The organism is Finegoldia magna (genome assembly GCF_003182075.1).
GTDB lineage: Bacteria > Bacillota > Clostridia > Tissierellales > Peptoniphilaceae > Finegoldia > Finegoldia magna.
On sequence record NZ_QGTH01000019.1, the window covers coordinates 26,348 to 47,171 of the forward strand.

The 20,824-nt window shown below is 34.8% G+C and carries 15 protein-coding genes; 9 read left to right on the plus strand and 6 right to left on the minus strand.

All coding sequences use genetic code 11. The features are described 5' to 3' along the window. The coding region (locus DES33_RS09720; protein WP_211305681.1) for a G5 domain-containing protein at window positions 1–4,960 on the minus strand (4,960 nt) is incomplete at its 3' end. Next, a complete protein-coding gene (locus DES33_RS09925; protein ID WP_211305682.1) occupies window positions 4,957–7,128 on the minus strand; it encodes an adhesin domain containing protein in 2,172 nt (723 codons plus the stop codon). The genes DES33_RS09720 and DES33_RS09925, both read right to left, overlap by 4 nt. 312 nt (window positions 7,129–7,440) lie before the next feature. Here DES33_RS09925 and DES33_RS07735 point away from each other — a divergent pair, with 312 nt between their 5' ends. Then, the gene (locus DES33_RS07735; protein ID WP_094225208.1) at window positions 7,441–7,989 is read left to right on the plus strand and encodes a hypothetical protein; all 549 of its coding nucleotides are present in this window, start codon (window positions 7,441–7,443) and stop codon (window positions 7,987–7,989) included. A 35-nt stretch (window positions 7,990–8,024) separates the two neighbouring features. Next, the gene (locus tag DES33_RS07740) at window positions 8,025–9,329 is read left to right on the plus strand and encodes a cell wall-binding repeat-containing protein (protein WP_110058596.1); all 1,305 of its coding nucleotides are present in this window, start codon (window positions 8,025–8,027) and stop codon (window positions 9,327–9,329) included. Between the two features lie 102 nt (window positions 9,330–9,431). Here the strand turns inward: DES33_RS07740 and DES33_RS07745 are convergent, their stop codons facing one another. Beyond that, window positions 9,432–10,259 carry a hypothetical protein gene (locus DES33_RS07745; protein WP_110058597.1) on the minus strand — a complete coding sequence of 276 codons (828 nt, stop codon included), beginning with the start codon at window positions 10,257–10,259 and terminating at the stop codon, window positions 9,432–9,434. Window positions 10,260–10,425: 166 nt separating this feature from the next. Between DES33_RS07745 and DES33_RS07750 the strand changes: the two genes are divergently transcribed. The 4 genes from DES33_RS07750 to DES33_RS07765 all read left to right on the plus strand — a co-directional run bounded on the left by DES33_RS07750 (window position 10,426) and on the right by DES33_RS07765 (window position 12,838). Beyond that, window positions 10,426–11,073, plus strand: coding sequence for an ATP-binding cassette domain-containing protein (locus tag DES33_RS07750; RefSeq protein ID WP_110058598.1), 648 nt, complete (start codon window positions 10,426–10,428; stop codon window positions 11,071–11,073). Between the two features lie 7 nt (window positions 11,074–11,080). After that, window positions 11,081–11,701: a sugar ABC transporter permease gene (locus DES33_RS07755; RefSeq protein ID WP_249033624.1), complete on the plus strand. Its 621-nt coding sequence runs from the start codon at window positions 11,081–11,083 to the stop codon at window positions 11,699–11,701. Between the two features lies 1 nt (window position 11,702). Then, window positions 11,703–12,221, plus strand: a complete 519-nt coding sequence (locus DES33_RS07760) for a hypothetical protein (RefSeq protein WP_110058600.1) — start codon at window positions 11,703–11,705, stop codon at window positions 12,219–12,221. 89 nt (window positions 12,222–12,310) lie between these two features. Beyond that, on the plus strand, window positions 12,311–12,838 hold the full coding sequence (locus DES33_RS07765; protein WP_110058601.1) for a hypothetical protein: 528 nt from the start codon (window positions 12,311–12,313) through the stop codon (window positions 12,836–12,838). Window positions 12,839–13,532: 694 nt separating this feature from the next. On the opposite strand, the gene DES33_RS07770 is transcribed toward DES33_RS07765, so the two are convergent. Both DES33_RS07770 and DES33_RS07775 read right to left on the minus strand, forming a co-directional pair. Beyond that, complete coding sequence (locus tag DES33_RS07770; protein ID WP_110058602.1) at window positions 13,533–16,220, minus strand: calcium-translocating P-type ATPase, SERCA-type; 2,688 nt, start codon at window positions 16,218–16,220, stop codon at window positions 13,533–13,535. 170 nt (window positions 16,221–16,390) lie between these two features. Then, window positions 16,391–17,149 (minus strand): MBL fold metallo-hydrolase, encoded by a 759-nt coding sequence (locus DES33_RS07775; protein ID WP_110058603.1) that lies wholly within the window; start codon window positions 17,147–17,149, stop codon window positions 16,391–16,393. Between the two features lie 125 nt (window positions 17,150–17,274). Here DES33_RS07775 and ybaK point away from each other — a divergent pair, with 125 nt between their 5' ends. The 3 genes from ybaK to DES33_RS07790 are packed head-to-tail and all read left to right on the plus strand — an operon-like array spanning window position 17,275 to window position 20,355. Next, window positions 17,275–17,745: a Cys-tRNA(Pro) deacylase gene (gene ybaK, locus DES33_RS07780; RefSeq protein WP_094204481.1), complete on the plus strand. Its 471-nt coding sequence runs from the start codon at window positions 17,275–17,277 to the stop codon at window positions 17,743–17,745. Between the two features lie 2 nt (window positions 17,746–17,747). Beyond that, window positions 17,748–19,052, plus strand: coding sequence for a glutamate--cysteine ligase (locus tag DES33_RS07785; protein ID WP_110058604.1), 1,305 nt, complete (start codon window positions 17,748–17,750; stop codon window positions 19,050–19,052). Continuing rightward, the gene (locus tag DES33_RS07790; RefSeq protein ID WP_110058605.1) at window positions 19,045–20,355 is read left to right on the plus strand and encodes a glutathionylspermidine synthase family protein; all 1,311 of its coding nucleotides are present in this window, start codon (window positions 19,045–19,047) and stop codon (window positions 20,353–20,355) included. Before DES33_RS07785 ends, DES33_RS07790 begins: the two co-directional genes overlap by 8 nt. A gap of 116 nt (window positions 20,356–20,471) precedes the next feature. On the opposite strand, the gene DES33_RS07795 is transcribed toward DES33_RS07790, so the two are convergent. After that, on the minus strand, window positions 20,472–20,726 hold the full coding sequence (locus DES33_RS07795) for a type II toxin-antitoxin system RelE family toxin (protein WP_110058606.1): 255 nt from the start codon (window positions 20,724–20,726) through the stop codon (window positions 20,472–20,474). Window positions 20,727–20,824: the final 98 nt, after the last annotated feature.

A 20,824-nucleotide genomic window follows, 5' to 3' on the forward strand; every position in this document is an offset into this window, starting at 1 on the left:
CTGTATCGTGACCAAGTTCAACCATCTTTTCAACTGGTTTAACACCGATTCTAACAATTCTATCTTCTTTTTCTGTGATAGTTTTTGTAGTTTCTGTTGGATCACCAACTGGTTTAGAATCTTTAACCTTTTGAGTGATAGTAACTTCTTCCTTACCAGCTTTTCCTTCGTTTTCAATCTTTTGAGTTCCAGATTCTAAAGTTTCATCATAGATTACCTTAGTTTCAAAAGGAATTTCTCTTTCGATAGTTTTTGTAGTTTCGCCTTCAGTTGATTTTACTGGTGGGATTTCACAAACATTCTTAGTTCCAACTCTTACTATTTTATCTTGTTTTTCTACAAGAGTTTCAGTGTTTTCGGAAACTTTTTTACTGTTTTCTATCTTAACAGTTGTCTTGGTTCTTCCTGTTATGCCTTCTTGATCTACTACAGTTTTTCCAGCTTCAAGATTAGGATCTTCTATTATTTTAGTATCAAAAGCTTGTTCGCTTTCATAAGTGAATTCTCCATCAGTCTTAGAACCATATTCTACAACTTTGTTCTTTGGTTCAGTTCTTTCTTCTGTTACTTCAAGCTTGCCAGTTTCCTTGTTAAATGTTGTAGTATACTTGACAGATCCATTAGAACCTTCTTCGATTGTCTTTGTTTCTCCTTCTTTAAGTTCTGGGTTGTGTCTGTATTCAGTATCGTGACCAAGTTCAACCATCTTTTCAACTGGTTTAACACCGATTCTAACAATTCTATCTTCTTTTTCTGTGATAGTTTTTGTAGTTTCTGTTGGATCACCAACTGGTTTAGAATCTTTAACCTTTTGAGTGATAGTAACTTCTTCCTTACCAGCTTTTCCTTCGTTTTCAATTTTTTGAGTTCCAGATTCTAAAGTTTCATCATAGATTACCTTAGTTTCGTAAGGAATTTCTCTTTCGATAGTCTTAGTGTATTCACCATCAGTTGGCTTTCTACCAATCTTAATTACTCTTTCTTGAGGTTCTTTAGTTGTCTTGAATTCTCCTTCTTGAACTTCAACTACCTTGCCATCCTTGATTACTAGTTTATTAGTTCTTTTTTGCTCCCCTGGAGAACCTGGAGTAATAACTTTTTCTTCGCCTGGTTCTAGAGAATCATCGTATTCATTCCTAGTTTCAAAAGGTAATTCTTTCTTTTCAACTATTTCATGAGTACCATCGTTTATACCTTCTCCAACTAAGATTACAGCTTTCTTAGGTTGTTTAGTTACTGTTGGCTCAGATGTTTCAGTTACTTTTGAATTAACGATAGTAAGAGTCTTTTCTTGTTCACCCTTTTCACCCTTTAATTCATTGCCTTCATCATCAGTGGCATACTTCCATTCGCCTTTCTTTAGGCTTGGATCTTTTTTAACTTCTACTTCAAATGGAATTTCTTCCTTAACTTTTTCAGTTCCGTTAGTCTTTCCACCGATCTTAACAACCCTATTTTGACCTGCTTCTTCTGTTTCAGAAGTTACAACTTTCTTTTGGTCCTTGTCATAAGATGTTGTAATAGTAACCTTGCCATTTTTACCTGGAGTTACTTCTTCAGTCTTTCCAGCTTCAAGATTTTCGTCATAGATATATTCTGTGTTGAATGGTTTTTCTACAACTTTTGTTACTGGCTTTGTACCAATCTTTACAACCCTATCAGTTGCTTCTTTAGTTGTCTTGAATTCGCCTTCTTTAGTTTCAGTTACTTGGCCATCCTTGATTACAAGTGTATTTTTTCTTTCTTGTTCTCCTGGATTTCCTTCTTTGACAACTTCTTGTTGACCAGCCTCTAGGTTCTCATCATATTCAATTACAGTCTTGTAATCTATGTTTTTCTTTTCAACTATTTCATGAGTACCATCGTTTGTACCTTCTCCAACTAGTACAACTGCCTTCTTAGCTTTTTTAGTTACTGTTGGTTCAGATGTTTCAGTTACTTTTGAATTAACGATAGTAAGAGTCTTTTCTTGTTCACCCTTTTCTCCCTTTAATTCATTGCCTTCATCATCAGTGGCATACTTCCATTCACCCTTCTTTAGGCTTGAATCTTTTCTAACTTCAACTTCAAATGGAATTTCTTCCTTAACTTTTTCAGTTCCGTTAGTCTTACCACCGATTTTTACAACTCTATTTTGGCCAGCTTCTTCTGTTTCAGAAGTTACAACCTTCTTTTGGTTCTTGTCATAAGTTGTTGTAATAGTAACTTTACCATTTTTACCTGGAGTTACTTCTTCAGTTATTCCAGCTTCAAGATTTTCATCGTAGACATATTCAGTGTTGAATGGTTTTTCTACAACTTTTGTTACTGGTTTTGTACCAATTCTAACTTTTCTATCCTCTTTTTCAGTGATAGTCGTAGTTTCTTCAGAAGTTTCTCCAGTACCGTCAGTAATCTTTGTAGTAATAGTTACTTTTTCTTTGCCGACTTTGCCTTCACTTTCTACGACTTCTTTTCCAGATTCAAGATTTTCATCATAAATATATTCAGTTTTAAAAGGTATTTCTCTTTCTACAACTTTTACTGTTGAGCTTTCTGCAACTTTTGTACCTATACGAACAATATGGTTTTTAGGTTGAGAGTTTATTTTTTCGTTTAGTTGCTTTGGATCTCCATCTGGCTGACCGTTCTTAATATCTTGTTCGTAATAAGTTGTCTTAGATCCAACTTGGCCTTCTTGATCAACTACTTTTTCGCCTTTAGCAAGATTTGGATCTTCCGTAATTGTTACTTCAAATGGAAGTGGGCAAGTCTTTTCATACTTGTAAGTTCCAGTAAAGTCTTTTGTACCTACAATAATCTTTTGGGTAGCTTCTGTGACTTTTTCTTCTTCAGTAGTTGTTATTTCGCCTGTCTTTGGATCGTACTTGTTAACAGTTTTTATTTCAACCTTGCCCTTAGTTAGTTCGCCAACTTTAACTACACCCTTGTCAAGATTTGGATTATATTCATATTCAACTTTTACATCTACATCTTGCGCGTAGTCTTCTTTATTTTCAGCTGGTTTTGTACCTACCTTGATTACTTGTTGAGTAGGATTTGTTGTTGATGTTACTTCAGAAGTAAGTTCGCCATCAGCTTCGCCGTTTTTGACTGCTTGAGTGTATTTTGTTGTCTTAGAACCTGCAACCCCTTGTGTCACAATCTCACTTGTGCCGGCTATCATAGTTGGATCTTCAACGATTTTTACATCATAAGGAATTTCCTCTGTCACTTCGTGGCTAACATTTCCTGTAAAGTCTTTCTTTCCAACTCTTATTTTTGCATTAACGGGCTTTTCTTCATTAGTTACACTTGCAGAACCTTCAACTACTTCTGAATTTTTTATAGTCCATTCAGTTGTTTTTGAGCCTTCTTTTCCTTCTACATCAATGACATATTCTCCAGCCTTTAAGTTAGAATCGTATTCGATTTCATACTTATACGGAAGTTTTTCTGTATAAGAGTGTTTACCATCTGTCATAGTACCTACTCTTATAATTTGGTTTTTAACTTTTTTGGTTTGTTCAGAAACCGGATCATCGCTACTTTCAACTACTCCATTCACTAAATGTTTCTTGGTTTTAGTAACTGTTTCACCATTTTCTCCAGGTTGATCAATTACTTTTTCTCCGGCTTTAAGATCATTATCAAAAACTATTTCTGTTTCATAAGGATCGATATTCTTAACTACTTCTTCATATTCTCCGGTAAAGTCTTTAGTTCCAAAGGTTACCTTTCTCTTTCCTGGAATTACTTCAATCTTTTCAGTAGTTTCAATTTCTCCCGTTTTTGGATTATATTCATTAACAACTTTTGTTATAACCTTGCCTGGTACCAAATCTTCAATGTTACGATAGCCTTTTGGTTTTGTATTATCATAAACATATTCAACTTCAACACCAACTTCACGTTCATAGGTCTTTTCGTTATTTGCTGGTTTTGTACCGATTTCTATAATTTCTTCTTGTGGAGCAACATATTTGTCAGCTACCTCTTTTTCTGTAAATTGTGTACCTTCTTTTAACTCTCCATTAAAGATTTCTCCACTATATTCAAAGGTCTTAGAACCTGCAACGCCTTTTTGCTTAACATTGGATTTGCCTGCTTCAAGTTCTGGATTTTCTTTAATTATAACTTTATATGGCACTTCTTTAGTCACTGTGTTTGTCACAGTTCCTGTGTAGTCTTTTTGACCGACTTTAATAACAGCATCAATCGGTTCAGTGATTTCAATTTTTGGATCTCCCACTTTTTCTGAATTGACAATAGTCCAAGTCTTTGTATTTTCTCCTTCTTTACCAGGTGTAACAATCTTGTAGTTTTCTGTTGAATCTGGATAATTTTTGTAGAAGTCAGGATCAAATTCTAACTTGTACTTAAATGGAATCTTGTCTGTGTCGACAATTTGACCTTGAGTCTTGGTACCGATTTTGATTTTCTTCTTTTTAGCTTCTTTTGTAACATTTTGATTTACAGTAATTGTTCCATCTTCATTTCTTGTTGTGGTGATGGTCACTTCACCCTTTTCACCATCATTAATAAGTTCGGTTTTTCCTGCTTCTAGGTTGTTGTCAACTTCATATTCTGTATCAAATGGAATATCTACTGTAGTTGAAGCCGGTTTTGTACCAATTTTTATGATTCTTTTTGTAGGTTCTTTTACCGTTTCAACTACAATTTTGCTTTCGCCTTCTTTAAAAGTTCCATCTTGTTGGAAAATACCTTTTTTGCCATTTAGGGTATCTTGGACGAAGCTTATCTTTAGCTCTCCCTTTTGACCAGCTTGTGTTTCTTGGAAGTGACCTACCGGAAGATTTTCGTCATATTCGACCTCTGTTTCATAAGGGATTTCAGATGTCTTTGTTTCATTGGTTAAAGTCTTGTGTTGCTTTGTGGCAATAAATTGAGCTTTGATTTCTTCAGTTTTTTCTTCTTTTGTCGTTTGGTCAGTATATTTTACTTTAACAGGAACAGTCAATTTTTCCCACCATTGATTTCCTTACCATCAGGAAGCTTTGCTGGAAGAGTTGCTGTTACAGCACCTGTTGTTTGGTCAATAGATACATTCCAAACATTGCCCTTGTTATCCTTAAAGGTATCACCAATCAGTTCGTAGGACTCTGGTTGGTTTTTCTTTAAGTCCTCTTCGCTTTTTGTAATGATTGGCTTATTGACTAAGGTATTTCCTTGTGGCCCCACCTCTGCCAGGTATTCTGGTCTATTGTTGTTGGTTTCTTGGACAACAAAGTGGAACCAGTGAGTGTCTATAGAACCATTGGTATAAGTGTACTCTACAGGTAGGGCTAAGAAATCACCAGCCTTGGCTTGTTTTGGAGCTCTTATATTGAAATGTGATATGTTATCAGCCTTACCATCAATAATCCATCTCTTATCCTCGTTTTCATCCTTCATTAATTCTTCGTAAGAAATGCCTAAGTCCTTAGCGATAGCCTTATTGGCAGTAATTAGGAACTCTTCTTTTAGTTTTCCTGATGCTTCTCCACGACTATAAGCGCCGTCCATCTCTTCACCAGTTTCCGGATCTTGTATCTCGACACTAAAGTCTTGACCAGGAAATACCTTTGTAGAAGTATGTTCATCAATTTTATTACCCTTTTGATCTTTAAAGTCTTGGTCATAGTAGCGTGTGTCGTCAAGCTTTAGCTTGAAGTCACCGATGAGGTTGTAGTGGTCGTAACGGTCGATTCCTTGCTTGTCGATTGTGACATTATTTCCCTTGTGGTTGACAACTCTAGTACCTGCTCCTGTTTCAACATAGGTTCCTGTTTCACCAAATTCATCTGGTGTTTCAGCTATAGTCTTAAATTCTTCGGCAGTTCTAGGTCTAGCAAAGAATTTAACGTCAAGATTTTGTAGGCCCTTGTAGTCTTTGGTGTTAAAGATCGACTTTTCATTGACGATTGTCTTGCCGTTTGCATCTTTTATAAGGGCGCCTTCCGGCATTTTAATGAAGATATTGCCGTTGTCGCCGATATAGGCCCTCGCTCCAGGAACAATTTCTCCTGTAATAGGATTATATACTTGACCTACTAGTCTTTCTTTGGCATTATCATCGATATTGTCTACCTTGATTCCGGTATCTATATCTTGGCCTTGGACAAAATACTTAGACGTTGGGTCGTATTTATTTTTGTTAAGTTTAAGTTCTTCAAGCTTGTCATTTTCATTTGGCCATGGATTTACCTTGTAACCTAAGAGAAAGCTATCTCCAAAAAACTTAACTCCTGGATTGTCTTTAGTATAATTGTCCTGCATACCAAAGGAAGTAGAAGGATTGTCCTTGCTGTTGATATGCTTTAGAGTATCTTGGCTGGCTTCATAGTTTAAATTTCTTTGTGTTCCAGCAGCGTCCATAGTACTATTTTCTGTTGGTTTGTATGTTACATCAGTAGATTCAGAAGTCAATTTATCTCCTTCATTCATCATTGGCTTATCTCCTGTCTCTACAGGAATACGTCCAGAATCCGTTACATAAATCTTAGTATAGGTTCTTTGACCAGTCTCCTTGTCTATGGTGATTTGATAACCATATTCTCTCTTACTTGGCGAATCTGCTGATGGGTTTTTAAATTCAAATTTAAAACCGTCTTTTTCTTCTTTCTCATCAGTCTTATAGAATTCTTGGTTGGTATCTCCCGGTTGAAGATCTGTTTCCCTATAACGTTCAGATCCACTGTAGTCCTTTATTTCATTTTCTTCATCAGTATAGTTAGGCTCATTTGTAGCTTTTCCTGCTTTTTGAGCTTCTGGTTGGTTTTGTTCAGACATTTCAAGTCCAGAATTGTCCGCTTTATTTTCCATATTACTTACTGCTGTTGCTTGTGCTGGATGATTTAATGCTTGTGATCCAAATCCAGTTTTCTTGGAATTAATTTCCTTTTCTGATTGTAATTGCGAGCTTTCCTGTTGCTTTTCTTCTGCGTCTGCAGTGTTTTCTGCTTGCGCTTTTTCTGAATTTTTTTGTTCAGCATTTTGTGCTGCTTTTGCAAGTTGATTGTCTATTAATTTTTCCGTGACAGCTTTTGTGTCATCTATTTGAGTGTCGGCGTATGTTTTTACTTGCGGTGCCGATACTATTACTGCACTGGCTAATGCTGCCATGAGTAATTTTTTGTTGATTTTCAAATCAATTTCCTCCTTAAATTATTGTAATTTCCTTGTGATTTATTTTATCTTTGAAATATACTAGTAGTTTAAAAATATTTAGTTTATTCTGATTAAATTATACTTTAAAATGAATACAAACGTCAAACAAAATCCCTTTTTCCCAAAATTTTTTCGTAGTTCGTTTTTGTTTTATTCATTTTGTATTCAAATTGTTGTAATATGTTATTTTTTGTTATAAAAATGTATTTAGTAATTAATCTTATGAAATCCGATTATTGAATGCTTTGTTGTACTGGGTTATAATAAGTGTATAAATTAAGAGGAGTTTTTATGGAAAAATTTTATGGTGAAGTGTTTTCACGTTTGCAAAAACATATTAAAACAATAGAAAAGAAACAAGGTGCGTGGATGTTCACGCTGATTATTTCAGGAGTAATTAGTTTACTTTCATTTATGATGTGGATGAGGATAAGTCCTCCTAATTCGTCGCAAGATTTTCTGAGTTTATCCCTTCCATTGTCGTATTTTTCGAAGACTGTTCTGTCACCGTTCTCATGTGTGTTGAGTTTTTGGATTGCAACAAGTTTTTTGAAAAAGGATATGGTGGCAAAGATATCTAACTCAGATTTTTTGGCGAAGGCTAGTGTGTACACTTTGGTTACAATTGTACTAGCTTCTGTGTTTAACACTAGAATTCCGGTTGTTAGCGTGATTGTAAATGTCATTTCGGGGTTTGTGTACAGCGTTGTGATGTATGACAAATTTAAGCCTTCTTTTTTGAACAAGGCTACTGTAACGGCTGCTATTGTGAAGATTGTTATGAGTGCGATTGGTTTTCTGATGGGTACAACTTTGTTGTTCTTCATAGTTTTGAATTAGTCGTGTGTTAGTTGGAAATTAATAAGGAGTGTTTTATGAAAAAATTGGTGGCTTTGATACTTGTGTGTATGTTGAGCTTTCCTATGGTTAGCGCTGCAGATAAGGATAGCGCAAATGAAGGGGCTTCGGAAAAGGTTGAAGCAAGTGCAAATGATACTGCAAAAAAATCTGATGCTAATGCAAAGGCTAAGGATGAAAATGAGAAAAAACAGGAACAAATCACCACTAACGAAGATGGTGTGTTCAAAAATGTTATTCACCAAAGGTTCCAAGGCGAAAACAGAGCGAAGACTGCCGTAAATGTGCAACGTCATTACTTTGCAAATACAAACAAGGTTATTCTTGTAAATGACAACGCATATCCCGATGCAATCAGTGCAACGAATGTGTCTATGGGCAAATACCCACTTTTGTATACTGGCAAGAATTCATTATCTGTTGAGACCAAATCAGCGCTTGATAAGATGTTCTTGGACGAGATTTATTTGATGGGTGGTGTGAATACTATCAGCAAAAATGTTGAAAATAAGTTGAGAAAGAACTTCCCACACGCAAAAATCACTAGGATTATGGGAAATAATCGCTACGACACATCAGCAGAATCTGCGAAAACACGTGCAAATACTACGAATTTGATATTTGCCGCAGGGACAAATTATGCAGATGCATTGTATGCTACAAGCCTTGCAGCGCACCAAAACGCCCCAATCTTGCTTGTAAGTAACGAAGGATTATCACAATCTACGAGAAAATTTATACAATCAATCGGAAATATCCACAACGTGACAATCGTCGGCGGAGAAATATCTGTAAATCAATCTGTGAAAAACCAAATCGAAAATCTGACTAAAAAACGTGTCACAAGACTTGCAGGTGTGGACAGATACGAATCCAGCGTTGAAGTCGCTAAGAGAGTTAATGCAAATCCAGCGGAAGTCATCACTACAAGCGGTGAAGTGTTCGCAGATGCACTCGTATCATCTACAGTTGCACAAAAAATCAAAGCACCAATCTTGCTTGTTAAAAAAGACGTCCTACCACTAAAAGTTAGAGAATATATGAAAGACACCAACTCCATCTACAAATTGACTACAATCGGTGGATACAACACAGTTACCAAAAACAATTACTCCACACAAGTAATATTGATATCGGGACTGGACATCGACAAGCCACTCATCGATAAACAAGGAAAAGGGCTCATCAAAGCATTCACAAAAGATTACAAAAAATACTACGTCCTTCCTAACAACAAATACTACAACTCAATCAAAAAATACGACAAATTATTCGTATACTTGAGAGACGCATTGGCTGAAGATTACAGACCATTGGAATAACATGGAAATAAATTAAAAGAAGACAATTGACCTGAACCCCAAAATCCGGAATACGGATGGAGGGGTTTTTTCATGCAAAAAATAGGCGAATTGTCTCGCCTATTAAAAGAACAAATAATTCAAAATATACACCGTAACGACCGACAACAAAAACCCAAGTTCCATAATTCTGGTTTTCGTTTTCTTATAAAAATCAGACGAAATCACAAAAGCTGGGCCAATCGCAGTGTACATAATTATAGATTTAATCAAAAGTTCATTATTCGTCACAGCACTCACCACGACGTATGTAAACACTGGAATTATCAACAAATTCACAACAGTAAGCATAATGGATGTCAAATCAAACAAACTTTTCATATCAATGCTCGATATTGCAAGTGCAAATGCGATTATAATCACAACTGAACTTGTCGATTGAATAATTTTTAGAGGAGTTAGTATATATGAAAACTTGTAAATCGCACAAATACAAAAAGCTAAGGAAAATCCCATCGCCATCAAAAAGTCTGTCACATTGAAAATTCTCTTGTAAAGCATGTACACAAGATAAAGCACACAAGAAATTATAATCAGATTGTTCATAATATTCTTGTCCATAACATTTTGCAAAAACGGCCTCATAACGATAATATTTGAGAAAATAAACGCAGGTTCCAACGAATCCTTATCCTTTGTGTTGATTTGAAAAATCATCGTCATAATCTTAGACAATATCCACAAATACACAAAAAATACACCAAGTTTGATGTTGAAATTCTTGTAAGTAAGCTCACTCAAACTAATCGCAATATTCGCCGGAATAATTACAACGTAGATTAATTTCGAAAAAAATGCGACAATTTGCTTTTCATTTGAAATCGTTCTGGCAAACAAAAATATAATTGCAAACACCACCAGAACACTTGTCCAGTAATTAAAATAACTCATACTATCCTCCAACTTTATTATACCATAGCATAATAGTAAATATGAGAAAAAGCAGACGTGGCATTTATTGAAATAATTTATAAATAGGTACTTAGCGTGTGTGACTTTTTTACAAATATATATTATTATATATATAACTAGTATTTGATTATATTGAGGAGATCACATGATTATAAGAAGAATAAATCACAAATACAAAAATTTCGAATTAGACATCGAAAATCTAGAAATAGAAAACAATAAAATTATTGGACTAATTGGAGAAAACGGTGCTGGTAAGACAACTCTGATGGATATATTATCCAAAATGATAAAAGCAAACACAAGTTTTGATGTCCAAGATTATAACGAAAATGATATTTTATACATACCTTCTCAAGTATCTCCGTATTATTTTTTAACAGTAAGTGAATTTTGTAAAATTGTAAATGAATACTCCCCTTCCAATAAAACGTCCGAAGATTTAATAGTTGAACTTGGATTGGAAGATAAGAAAGATACTTTAATTTCTGAATTATCTGAAGGAATGAAGAAAAAGTTAACTCTGATTAACATTTTAACGGGTGATTATTCCCTCATAATTATGGACGAACCATTCAATAGCATTGATCTTAAATATTCCTATGAAATCAAAAAATTAATCCTTCAATTGAAGGAAAATTCTACAATTTTGATTTCATCACATATTTTAGATAGCCTTATTGATATATGTGATGAGTTTGTGCTTTTAAAAAATGGTAAGGTAAAAAAAGTATTCGCCAATTCAAAAGATAAGAAGCAACTGGAGGACGAGATTTTTGAGAGAAATATTTAAATTGGATATGAAGTTACGATTTAAAGAAATAAAAATAGATAAAATATCAGGTGCAATCCAATTCATTTTGATAATCTCAGCGATTTTTTTATTTTTAAAATATTTAAGTTCTTTAACATCAAATTCTTATGCAATAAAAGAATTATGCGCTTTATTCCTAGCTTTTATGGGGTTTTTCAAGATAAGAACTGATAGTATAACTCAAAGAGAAATGGATTTTATGACCTTTTTCCCAAGATTCAACAAAGTCCAAGTCAGAAAATACTTCATGTATAAGAAAGCTACGATTACATACATCTTCATAATTTATTTGTTATTTCCAACTTCTGTAGAAATTCTGGAAATCAAATCTTTCTTTATGTATGGTTCAATTATTTATTTTTACATGTTTGTGGATACATTATTCTTCTATCTGACAGAAAGCACAAGAAAATCAAATATACTGTACACAGCTCTTAGAATTTCATATTATATTATATTTGCTTCATATTTATATATACCTAATATAGGTATAAATTTGGAAAAAATACTGCCTGAATTAAAACTACGGTACATGATACCTTTATTTACAATCCTTTTTTGTGTTAATCCACTTTTACTTAAAGCTCCCAATATAAAAGGAGAATAATATGACAAAACTTATTTTTTATTACATCTTACGCGACAAAATAAAATACGAACTAATTGTAATACTTTTCATAAGTGTGTTTTCTTCTATAAATTCACCACAGAATTTATATGGATTGAATTTCTCCACTACTTTATTAAGTATACTTTTCATATTGTATTTTAGTGTTATGAATGCCCACAAATCAAAGTTCCTGCTGCTATATCAGCCAAGAAATGTTAAATCTCTTAGAAAAGATACCATAAAATCAATATGCTACTTGTCTAGTATATTCTTGATCTTGGCTGTTATATTGGATTTTTTCATAATGAAATCCATCTATCTAACGGAATATTATTTTGTAAGCATGATAATATTTTATATTTCTACAAGAATTGTCAAAGTAAACATAGAAAAAAACACCAAAATTGATGAGCCTATAATTAAATTAAAAGAATGCGTATTCGTTTTATGTTCAGCAATTATATTAGTAGCTGCGATTTTGGCTATCAAGTTCCTAGTTTTCAGTAATTTGTTGTAATTTGTTTAACACATCGTTGACATTTTGTAAACATTTTCCATGTTGCAAATCAATAAAAGGGGTATAATAGATTTGAGGAGGATAATATCATGAAGAGGAAATTATTAGTAGTATTATTGGCATGTGTAATGCTAAGTTCTTGTGGAGTGAAAAACGTTGGAAATACTGGCGTGAAAACTTCTGGAGAAGACGGCATACATATCAAAAACGGTGACTCAGAAGTAAGTATCGGAAAAGATGGAATCATCGCAAAAAACGGCGACTCAGAAGCAAATATAGGAAAAGATGGAATAGTCGCAAAAAACGGCGACTCCGAAGCAAACGTCAGCAAAGATGGAGTAAAAGTGCAAAACGGATTGGACCTTGAAGGAGAAGATCCAGTAACAAAAGAAAAAAGAAAGAATAATGTATTCTTGGACGAAGACAAAATAAAAGAAATGGAACTAAAAGAAAATTATCTTGAAAAAGAAGACATCAAAGATTGGGAAATTAAATTAGACAAAGAATCGCAAACATATTCCATAACATTCAAAGCACTACATCAAAGACACGAAAATGAAAGAGACGCCGTCACAGGTCAATTGTTAAAAGGAATGACATCAGCTGTTTCAAGATAGTGCGTAAAATAGTAAAACAGGGAATACTCCCTGTTTTTTGTATTCATTTCGGTGGTTAGGAGATGAACGTGGGTGTGGCGATTATTCTTGCCTTTGCGAAAGATCTGACCTACGTTCGTGTTGCACTCCCCACTCTTGTGTCCGTTTAAACAAACAATCGAAGCTAAGAATATCACCATAGAAAAATGTAAAACAGTCAAGCCTTTTTGCTAAGAATATCATACGGAAAAAATTTAATTGATTTCAAATCGAAAAAATCCGTCAGAAATCGCACCGCTTGAGCGTAAGCGAGCTTGCGATTTCAGGATTTTGAGGTTTAGAAATCACAAATTTTTGTAGTCTAGATATTCGTGCGAGATGTTTGCGAACTTTCTAACCTATGTTTATCTTGAAACTGTAAATTCTACGAAACCTTTAAGCAAACAATCGAAACTTACGAATATCACCATAGAAAATTTAATGTTTCTTATGAGCGACGCTTCGAACGATGAAATCTTCATTTCCTATTCTAAAAAGAAGATTTCAGAAGTGAGGCTGAGCGAATAAGATTATTAAATTTTCACCAAGATATTCGTGCGCGATATGTGACCTACATTTGTACTGCAACCCCATCCCTGTGTCCGCTTCACACGATTTTCTCCCTACAATCTCAAACAAAAAGACGTATCACACGATACGCCTTTATTGTTGTCTATTATTTTTTGCTTTTTACTGCTTTCAATATTTCTCCTGCTGCGAATGGCAATAATGCGCATGGCAAGATTACTTTGTAGTGTTCAAGGTGAAGTGGTATTGTTTCGAATACGTCATTTACTCCAGGAATGTAGATTACTGCTAGCATTAATAATAATGAAAGTGATGTTCCCATTACTAATGCTTTGTTTGAGAATAATCCGATTTGGAATACTGATTTGTGTTCACTTCTTACTGAATAACTTCTTAGTAATTCTGATAGTATCAATGTTGCAAACGCAACTGTTCTTGCAGATTCAATATGACCATCAAAGTGGTTCAATCCATAGTTATAAGCAAACAATGTTGCCACTGTGATTGCCAATGATTGAACGATGATGCTTAGTCTCATGTTCTTGTCGATGATTGGTTCTTTTGGTGAACGAGGAGCTCTGTTCATGATGTCAGCTTCTCCTTTTTCAACTCCAAGCGCCATTGCTGGGAATGAGTCTGTCACTAAGTTTAACCATAATAATTGAATTGGGATAAATGGTGTGTCCCATTTGAACATTATAGCCAAGAATACGATAAGAATTTCTGCGATGTTACAGCTTAGTAGGAATGATACGAATTTTTTGATGTTGGAGTAAATTATTCTTCCTTCTTCTACTGCGTTTACAATTGTTGCAAAGTTATCGTCTGTAAGGATAACTTCTGATGTGTTCTTCGCAACGTCTGTTCCAGTGATTCCCATAGCAATTCCGATGTCTGCTTTTTTGATTGCAGGTGCATCGTTGACGCCGTCACCTGTCATCGCTGCAATGTGTCCATTTTCTTTTAATGCTGTTACGATTTGTACTTTGTTTTGTGGAGAAACTCTCGCATAAACTCTCTTTTCTTTGACGATTTCACGGATTTGTTCGTCTGACATATTGTTAAGTTCAGCTCCCATGATTGCTTGTGAGTCGTCCGTACAAATTCCTAAATCTTTTGCGATTGCAACAGCTGTTTCCAAGTAGTCTCCAGTAATCATAACTGGTGTGATTCCCGCAGTTTTACATTCTTTGATTGCATCTTTTACTTCTAGTCTTGGTGGATCTATCATTCCAGATAATCCTACAAATACCATGTTCTTTTCGATATTTTCAGATGTAATTTCATTTGGTAATTCTTCGTGTTCACGAAGTGCATAAGCTAGTACACGAAGTGCTTGCTTAGCGTATTCGCTGTTTTTCGCCAATAATTTTTGTTTTAATTCTTCTGTTAGTGGTTTGATTTCGTTGTCGATTAAAATCTTGCTACATTTTTCGATAACTATATCTGGTGCACCTTTTGTGAAGGATACAACTTTGTCAGATAAGAATTTGTCGTGGAATGTAGTCATCATTTTTCTTTCTGAATCGAATGGAATTTCTTCTATTCTAGGATAGTTTTGATTGGATTCATCTTTTGTGATGTCTTGTTTTCCTGCTGCTGTGTGAAGTGCTCCTTCAGTAGGATCCCCAACGATTTTGTAAATTCCGTCTTCTTCGATTAATTTCGAATCATTAGTAAGACTCATTATGTGAAGTAAAGTGTTAAGAGATTTGATGTCATCTTCTTGCATTTTACGGTCTTCAATCAAATAATCTCCAACAGGTTTGTAGCCTGTTCCTGTGACATCGACATCTGTTCCATCGACGTAAATTTTCTTCACAGTCATTTCGTTTTGAGTCAATGTACCAGTTTTGTCGGAGCAAATTACAGTAGTTGTTCCCAATGTTTCAACTGCCAAAAGTTTCTTGACGATGGCGTTTTTCTCTGCCATTCTTCCCATTCCCAAACTAAGCACGATTGTAACTATAGCTGGAAGTCCTTCTGGAATCGCCGCAACGGCAAGTGATACCGCAGTCATAAGCATATTCAATGCATCAAAATCATACAAGAAATATCCAACTGCAAACACAATTGCGCACACAACAACTGTTACGATACCCAATTGCTTAGACAATTGTGCAAGCTTTCTTTGAAGAGGAGTTTCTTCGTCTTCAACCTGTGATAAACTCGTTGCGATTTTACCGATTTCTGTGTTTTGTGCAGTTTCCACAACGACACCCTTCGCTCTACCGTAACTTACGATAGAAGAACTGTACGCCATGTTTGTTCTGTCGCCAATTCCTGCGTCCGTCGTAATCTCATCCTTAGCGTTCTTTTCTACAGCAACCGATTCACCAGTCAACGATGATTCGTCGATTTTCAAGTTAGTAGATTCCAATAATCTCAAATCAGCAGGGATAATATCCCCTGTTTCCAATTCTACGATATCTCCTGGAACCAAATTTTGTGAATCCACTTCCATAATCTTGCCGTTTCTTATAACCTTGGCTTTAGGACTTGCCATTTTTTGCAAAGCTTCTATTGCTTGTTCCGCTTTACCTTCTTGATAAATCGAAAGCACCGCATTCACAATAACGATAGCGATGATAATAATACTATCTGTAATTTCTCCTATAGCCATGGATAAAATAGATGCCAATAGCAAAATAATTATCATCGGATCCAAAAATTGATCCTTTAATTTGGCTGCCATGGACTTTTTCTTCTTTTCTTTTAATACGTTCTTGCCGTATTTTTCTAACAAACTCGTTACCTTACTGTCGGATAGACCGTTGTTTTGATCAGTGTCCAAACTTTTGATAACACTCTCATTAGATTCCTTGTACCAATCCAATCTCTTACCTCCTGTTAATTTTCATAATAAAAAAAACTTTCACCATTTCTGGCAAAAGTCTTGCTAACCAAAGTGGCTTTGTGCCGGGTTTTAACCGTAATGACGACACAATATTTTTAAGCTACTCCCTCTTGTATATTAATTTTACCAAAAATATTATATTAAATCAATTATTTTATTATAACTTGAAAAGTATCGTGTTCCTTTTTCATATTCACAATCTTGCAATCCTCGTAATCGTGAGTGTCGATAAATTTGTCCACGATTGTTGGATCTTTTGTAAAATGCATTGGGAACAAAACTTTCGGATTGCATTTGTCGACAAATTCATTCACACCCAAATCATATCTTTCCTTTAATCTAGGATCAATTGGGAAAAATCCAATGTCAACATGCCCTATCTTGTCTATTTCCTTGGAGAAATCCTGTTGCATCTTTTCTTTTTCTTCTTCGGTGTCTTCTTCCCACACCCAATTGTTCAAATCTCCAGCGAAGAAAAATTTCAAATGATTTGCTTCAAAATACACGCTAATTCCCATATCAGTAGAACCAAGCGCTGTAAAATCTGCACCGTACACAGAAGTCGATTCACCAACTTCAAGTTTTATAACTTTTTTACCGAAATGCTTCTTCAAATCTTCGATATTATCTTCTCCCAAAAATACAACATTGTCCTTCGTATCGTAATCAAAAATCTCTTCGTATACATCTTCTGAGACAATGTATGTAATATCACTAGCATTTTCATAATCAAAAATACTCTCATTGTAGTGATCTGCGTGTGAATGAGTAACCACGAAAATCACCTTCTTATCGTTCACATTTTTTGGCAAAGTTCCTTGAAAATAATCGAAAATAATTATCTTGTCTTCAAACTCCAAAGAAAATGAACTGTGGTATATATATCTAATGTTTAAACTTTGTTCCATTAAAAATCCTCCTCGTATATATTTACCCATAAACAGACATTTTACGCAAGTAAATGTATCAAATATTTTATAAATCCACAAAATTTTCACTTGTAGTATAATATTAATAATGAAAGGATGTTTTTATGAAAAAAACTAACGCAATGAGAATGCTCGACAAAGAAAAAATTGGGTATAAATATATAGAATACTCTGTAGGAGACGATGTAAGCGGAGAAAATGTCGCAAACAAATTGAATGAGGACGAAGCTTACGTGTTCAAAACTCTTGTCACAGTTTCCAACACAAATGAAAATTTTGTGTTCGTTGTGGCTGTAAAAGACGAGCTTGACCTGAAAAAGTGTGCGAAAATAGCCGGAGTGAAAAAGCTTGAAATGATTCACGTAAAAGATTTGTTGAAAACTACAGGCTACATAAGAGGCGGTTGCTCTCCTATTGGAATGAAAACAAAATTTAAGACTTTTATAGACGAAAGTTGTGAAAATAAAGAATATATTTACGTGTCTGGAGGCAAAATTGGAGCGCAAATCAAAATTGCTCCCGAAGATTTGATAAAAATTTGTGATATTACTGTAGCAGACATTAAAAAGGAGTAAAAATGGATTACGAAAAACAGCTTGAAGCTGTAATTAACTACATTAAAAGCGGAGAAAAATTAAAGGAAGAATTCACTGTCGGAATGGAGATGGAACATTTCATCATAGACAAAGATACGTTAAAGACTGTGTCGTATTTCGGTGAAGACGGAGTCGGAGAAACTCTCAGAGAACTTCACGAAGGAGGATGTGTCGCTTATAAGGAAGGAGACTTTATCCTTGGACTTGAAAATGATGATTTGGCAGTGTCGACAGAACCTGGAAGCCAATTCGAAGTTGCTTTGTCATCAAAGTGGAACATCGACGAATTGAAGGATATTTACATTAAAAATATGAGAAAACTTGTTGAAGTTTTCGATAAGAAAAACCAAGCGATGGTGACTTTGGGCTATCATCCTGTGACTAAAATCGACGAGATTAAAATCTTGCCTAAAAAAAGATACGATTTTATGTACAAATATTTCAACGAAAGAGGAGACATGGCTCACAACATGATGAAGGGAACTTGTTCGTTGCAAGCAAGCATTGACTACTCATCCGAAAAAGATTTCGTTAAGAAATACAAAATCGCAAACTGTTTGTCTCCAGTATTCTATACTTTATTCGACAACGCATACATTTTCGAAGGAAATCCTGCAAAAAGTCGTAACATGAGAGAAATTATCTGGGAAAACACAGACACTGACAGGTCCGGAATGTATCCTTTTAGTTTCGATGATGATTTGAGCTACAAGAAATACGCCGAAAATATATTAAACACGCCGTTGATTTTCTCAATTGATGAAAACCACGAACAATACTATGTAGGAGGAAAAACTTTCAAGGAAGTATTTGAAGATGTTAGGGATACTGATATGATTTTCCACGCATTATCCATAGTATTTCCCGATGTAAGAGCGAAAAGATACATCGAAATCAGAATGATGGATGAAATCAAATATCCACTTAATTTCTCAGCAGTAGCCCTAATCAAAGGATTGTTCTACGACGATACTAACTTGGACAAATTATCTGAGCTATTCAAAAATATGACATACGAATCTTGCATGAAAGCAAAACTAGATGCACGTGAAAAAGGACTGGGTGCTACATTTATGAATGTAAACATGTTAGAGTTTTGCAAAATGCTTGTGGATATGGCAAAGGCAGGACTTCCTGCAAATGAAATCGGCTATCTTATTCCACTAGAAGAAATGTTGGAAAAAGGAATGAATCCTAGGGATGTATTTGAACAAATTTACAAAGAAAAAGGACTTCGTGAAGCTGTGATTGAAAATGAAATTAAATTGGAGGATTTAGATGTTTAATGACGAATATTCATTAGAATTATATAAAATAGTACGAGAAGACGAAGATATGTATTATAGGGATTTCGTGGATTTTATCGCCAAAACAAAAGTTTCTAAGGCGATTTATCACGGAGAACCAATCCCTATGACCTACCAAGGTCTTTTCTACAACAAAAAGAACCGCTCAGATTTTGTATACATTTCAAATATTTTGATGAGCATGACTGACAAAATTACCAAAGAATTCATAGAAAATCCTGAATATCGTAAAATATTCCAATTGGATCCAGCAATTGAAGAACTTGTGCTTCACGATCCAGGATACGATGTTCCCGTTCCAATCTGTCGCTACGACGTGTTCTACGACGGAGTAAACTACATGCTTTGCGAACTTAACACAGACGGATCATCTGCGATGAACGAAGACAACACACTAGGACAACTTCTCCTTCAAACAAAAGCTATGCAAAAATTCATGGAAAAACACGACGTTGAAAATGTCGATATGTTCACTCCATGGGTTTGGGAAACAGCTGATATGTACAAAAAATACGTATCCGATAAGAAACCGAATGTAGCAATCGTGGATAATTTAGAAGTGGGAACTCCAAACGAATTTGACGAATTCAAAAGAGTCTACGAAGAAAATGGATTCAACTGCGAAATCATCGACATCAGAGATTTAGAATACAAAAACGGCAAATTGTGCCACGGAGATTACGTGATAGATTTGGTTTACAGAAGAATAGTAACATTAGAATTGTTAAAAATAAAAGATCAAATCAAACCATTCTTGGATGCGTACATGGACAACGCATTCTTCATGGTAGGATCATTCAGATCACAATTGATGCACTCAAAGCTTATATTTGAAATCTTCAGAGACGAACAAACACAAGCTTTGTTGAATAATGAAGAAAAGAAATTCATCGACGAACACGTTCCATTCACGAAAAAAATCGAAGAACGAGACGCTTACGAAATCATAATGAACAAAGATAAATACATCTTCAAACCAATCGACGGCTACGCATCACTTGGAATATACGTAGGAAGTGAAATGAGAGAAGAAGAATTGCAAGAAAAACTTCCAGAATTTATCCGCACAGGCTACGTCTTCCAAGAATATTACGATATGAATAAGTGCGAGTTCTTGGAATTTGAAGAAAAATCTCCTGTACTCAACAAATTCACACAAGTTGTGGGACTGTTCATCTACAACAAACACTTCGTAGCCCCTTACACACGAATCGGAAAAGATAACGTCGTAAGTGGCGCTCGAAAATATTATACAGCACCCAACTTGTTCATAAATGAGTAATTAAAAGCCACATTGTGTGGCTTTTTTTGTGTGTGGAAAAGTTTTGAGATTTACAAATAAAAAAATGTTATTTGTAGAATAATAACTCGCAACTACAAATAACATTCCTTTAGTGTTTAATATATATTTTTCCTATGATCGACTTCTACAACGCAGATTATTAATTTATCGTCATCAATCTCGCAAATAATTCTGTAGTTCGACACTCTGTATCGCCAAAATCCTCTCAAATTGGCTGACAACGCCTTACCTCTTGCACGTGGCTCTTCTAATTGACCTAATTTCTCCATATAATGAATAATCATTTTTTGAATAGGCTTATCGAGTTTTTTCAAGGATTTTAGTGATTTTTCTGAATAAATAACTCTCATATATGACCTGAACCCGTAAACACGGAATAATTTAATAATATTTTAAGCGGAATGTAATCTGTACATAACAGGGGACATTCCGTTTAATTTTGTTTTAA

Bases quoted from the DNA above. Each gene is read 5' to 3' on its own strand.
- DES33_RS07735 (WP_094225208.1), top strand. From the start codon at position 7,441: ATGGAAAAATTTTATGGTGAAGTGTTTTCACGTTTGCAAAAACATATT.
- DES33_RS07740 (WP_110058596.1), top strand. From the start codon at position 8,025: ATGAAAAAATTGGTGGCTTTGATACTTGTGTGTATGTTGAGCTTTCCT.
- DES33_RS07745 (WP_110058597.1), bottom strand. From the start codon at position 10,259: ATGAGTTATTTTAATTACTGGACAAGTGTTCTGGTGGTGTTTGCAATT.
- DES33_RS07750 (WP_110058598.1), top strand. From the start codon at position 10,426: ATGATTATAAGAAGAATAAATCACAAATACAAAAATTTCGAATTAGAC.
- DES33_RS07755 (WP_249033624.1), top strand. From the start codon at position 11,081: ATGAAGTTACGATTTAAAGAAATAAAAATAGATAAAATATCAGGTGCA.
- DES33_RS07760 (WP_110058600.1), top strand. From the start codon at position 11,703: ATGACAAAACTTATTTTTTATTACATCTTACGCGACAAAATAAAATAC.
- DES33_RS07765 (WP_110058601.1), top strand. From the start codon at position 12,311: ATGAAGAGGAAATTATTAGTAGTATTATTGGCATGTGTAATGCTAAGT.
- DES33_RS07775 (WP_110058603.1), bottom strand. From the start codon at position 17,149: ATGGAACAAAGTTTAAACATTAGATATATATACCACAGTTCATTTTCT.
- ybaK (WP_094204481.1), top strand. From the start codon at position 17,275: ATGAAAAAAACTAACGCAATGAGAATGCTCGACAAAGAAAAAATTGGG.
- DES33_RS07785 (WP_110058604.1), top strand. From the start codon at position 17,748: ATGGATTACGAAAAACAGCTTGAAGCTGTAATTAACTACATTAAAAGC.
- DES33_RS07790 (WP_110058605.1), top strand. From the start codon at position 19,045: ATGTTTAATGACGAATATTCATTAGAATTATATAAAATAGTACGAGAA.
- DES33_RS07795 (WP_110058606.1), bottom strand. From the start codon at position 20,726: ATGAGAGTTATTTATTCAGAAAAATCACTAAAATCCTTGAAAAAACTC.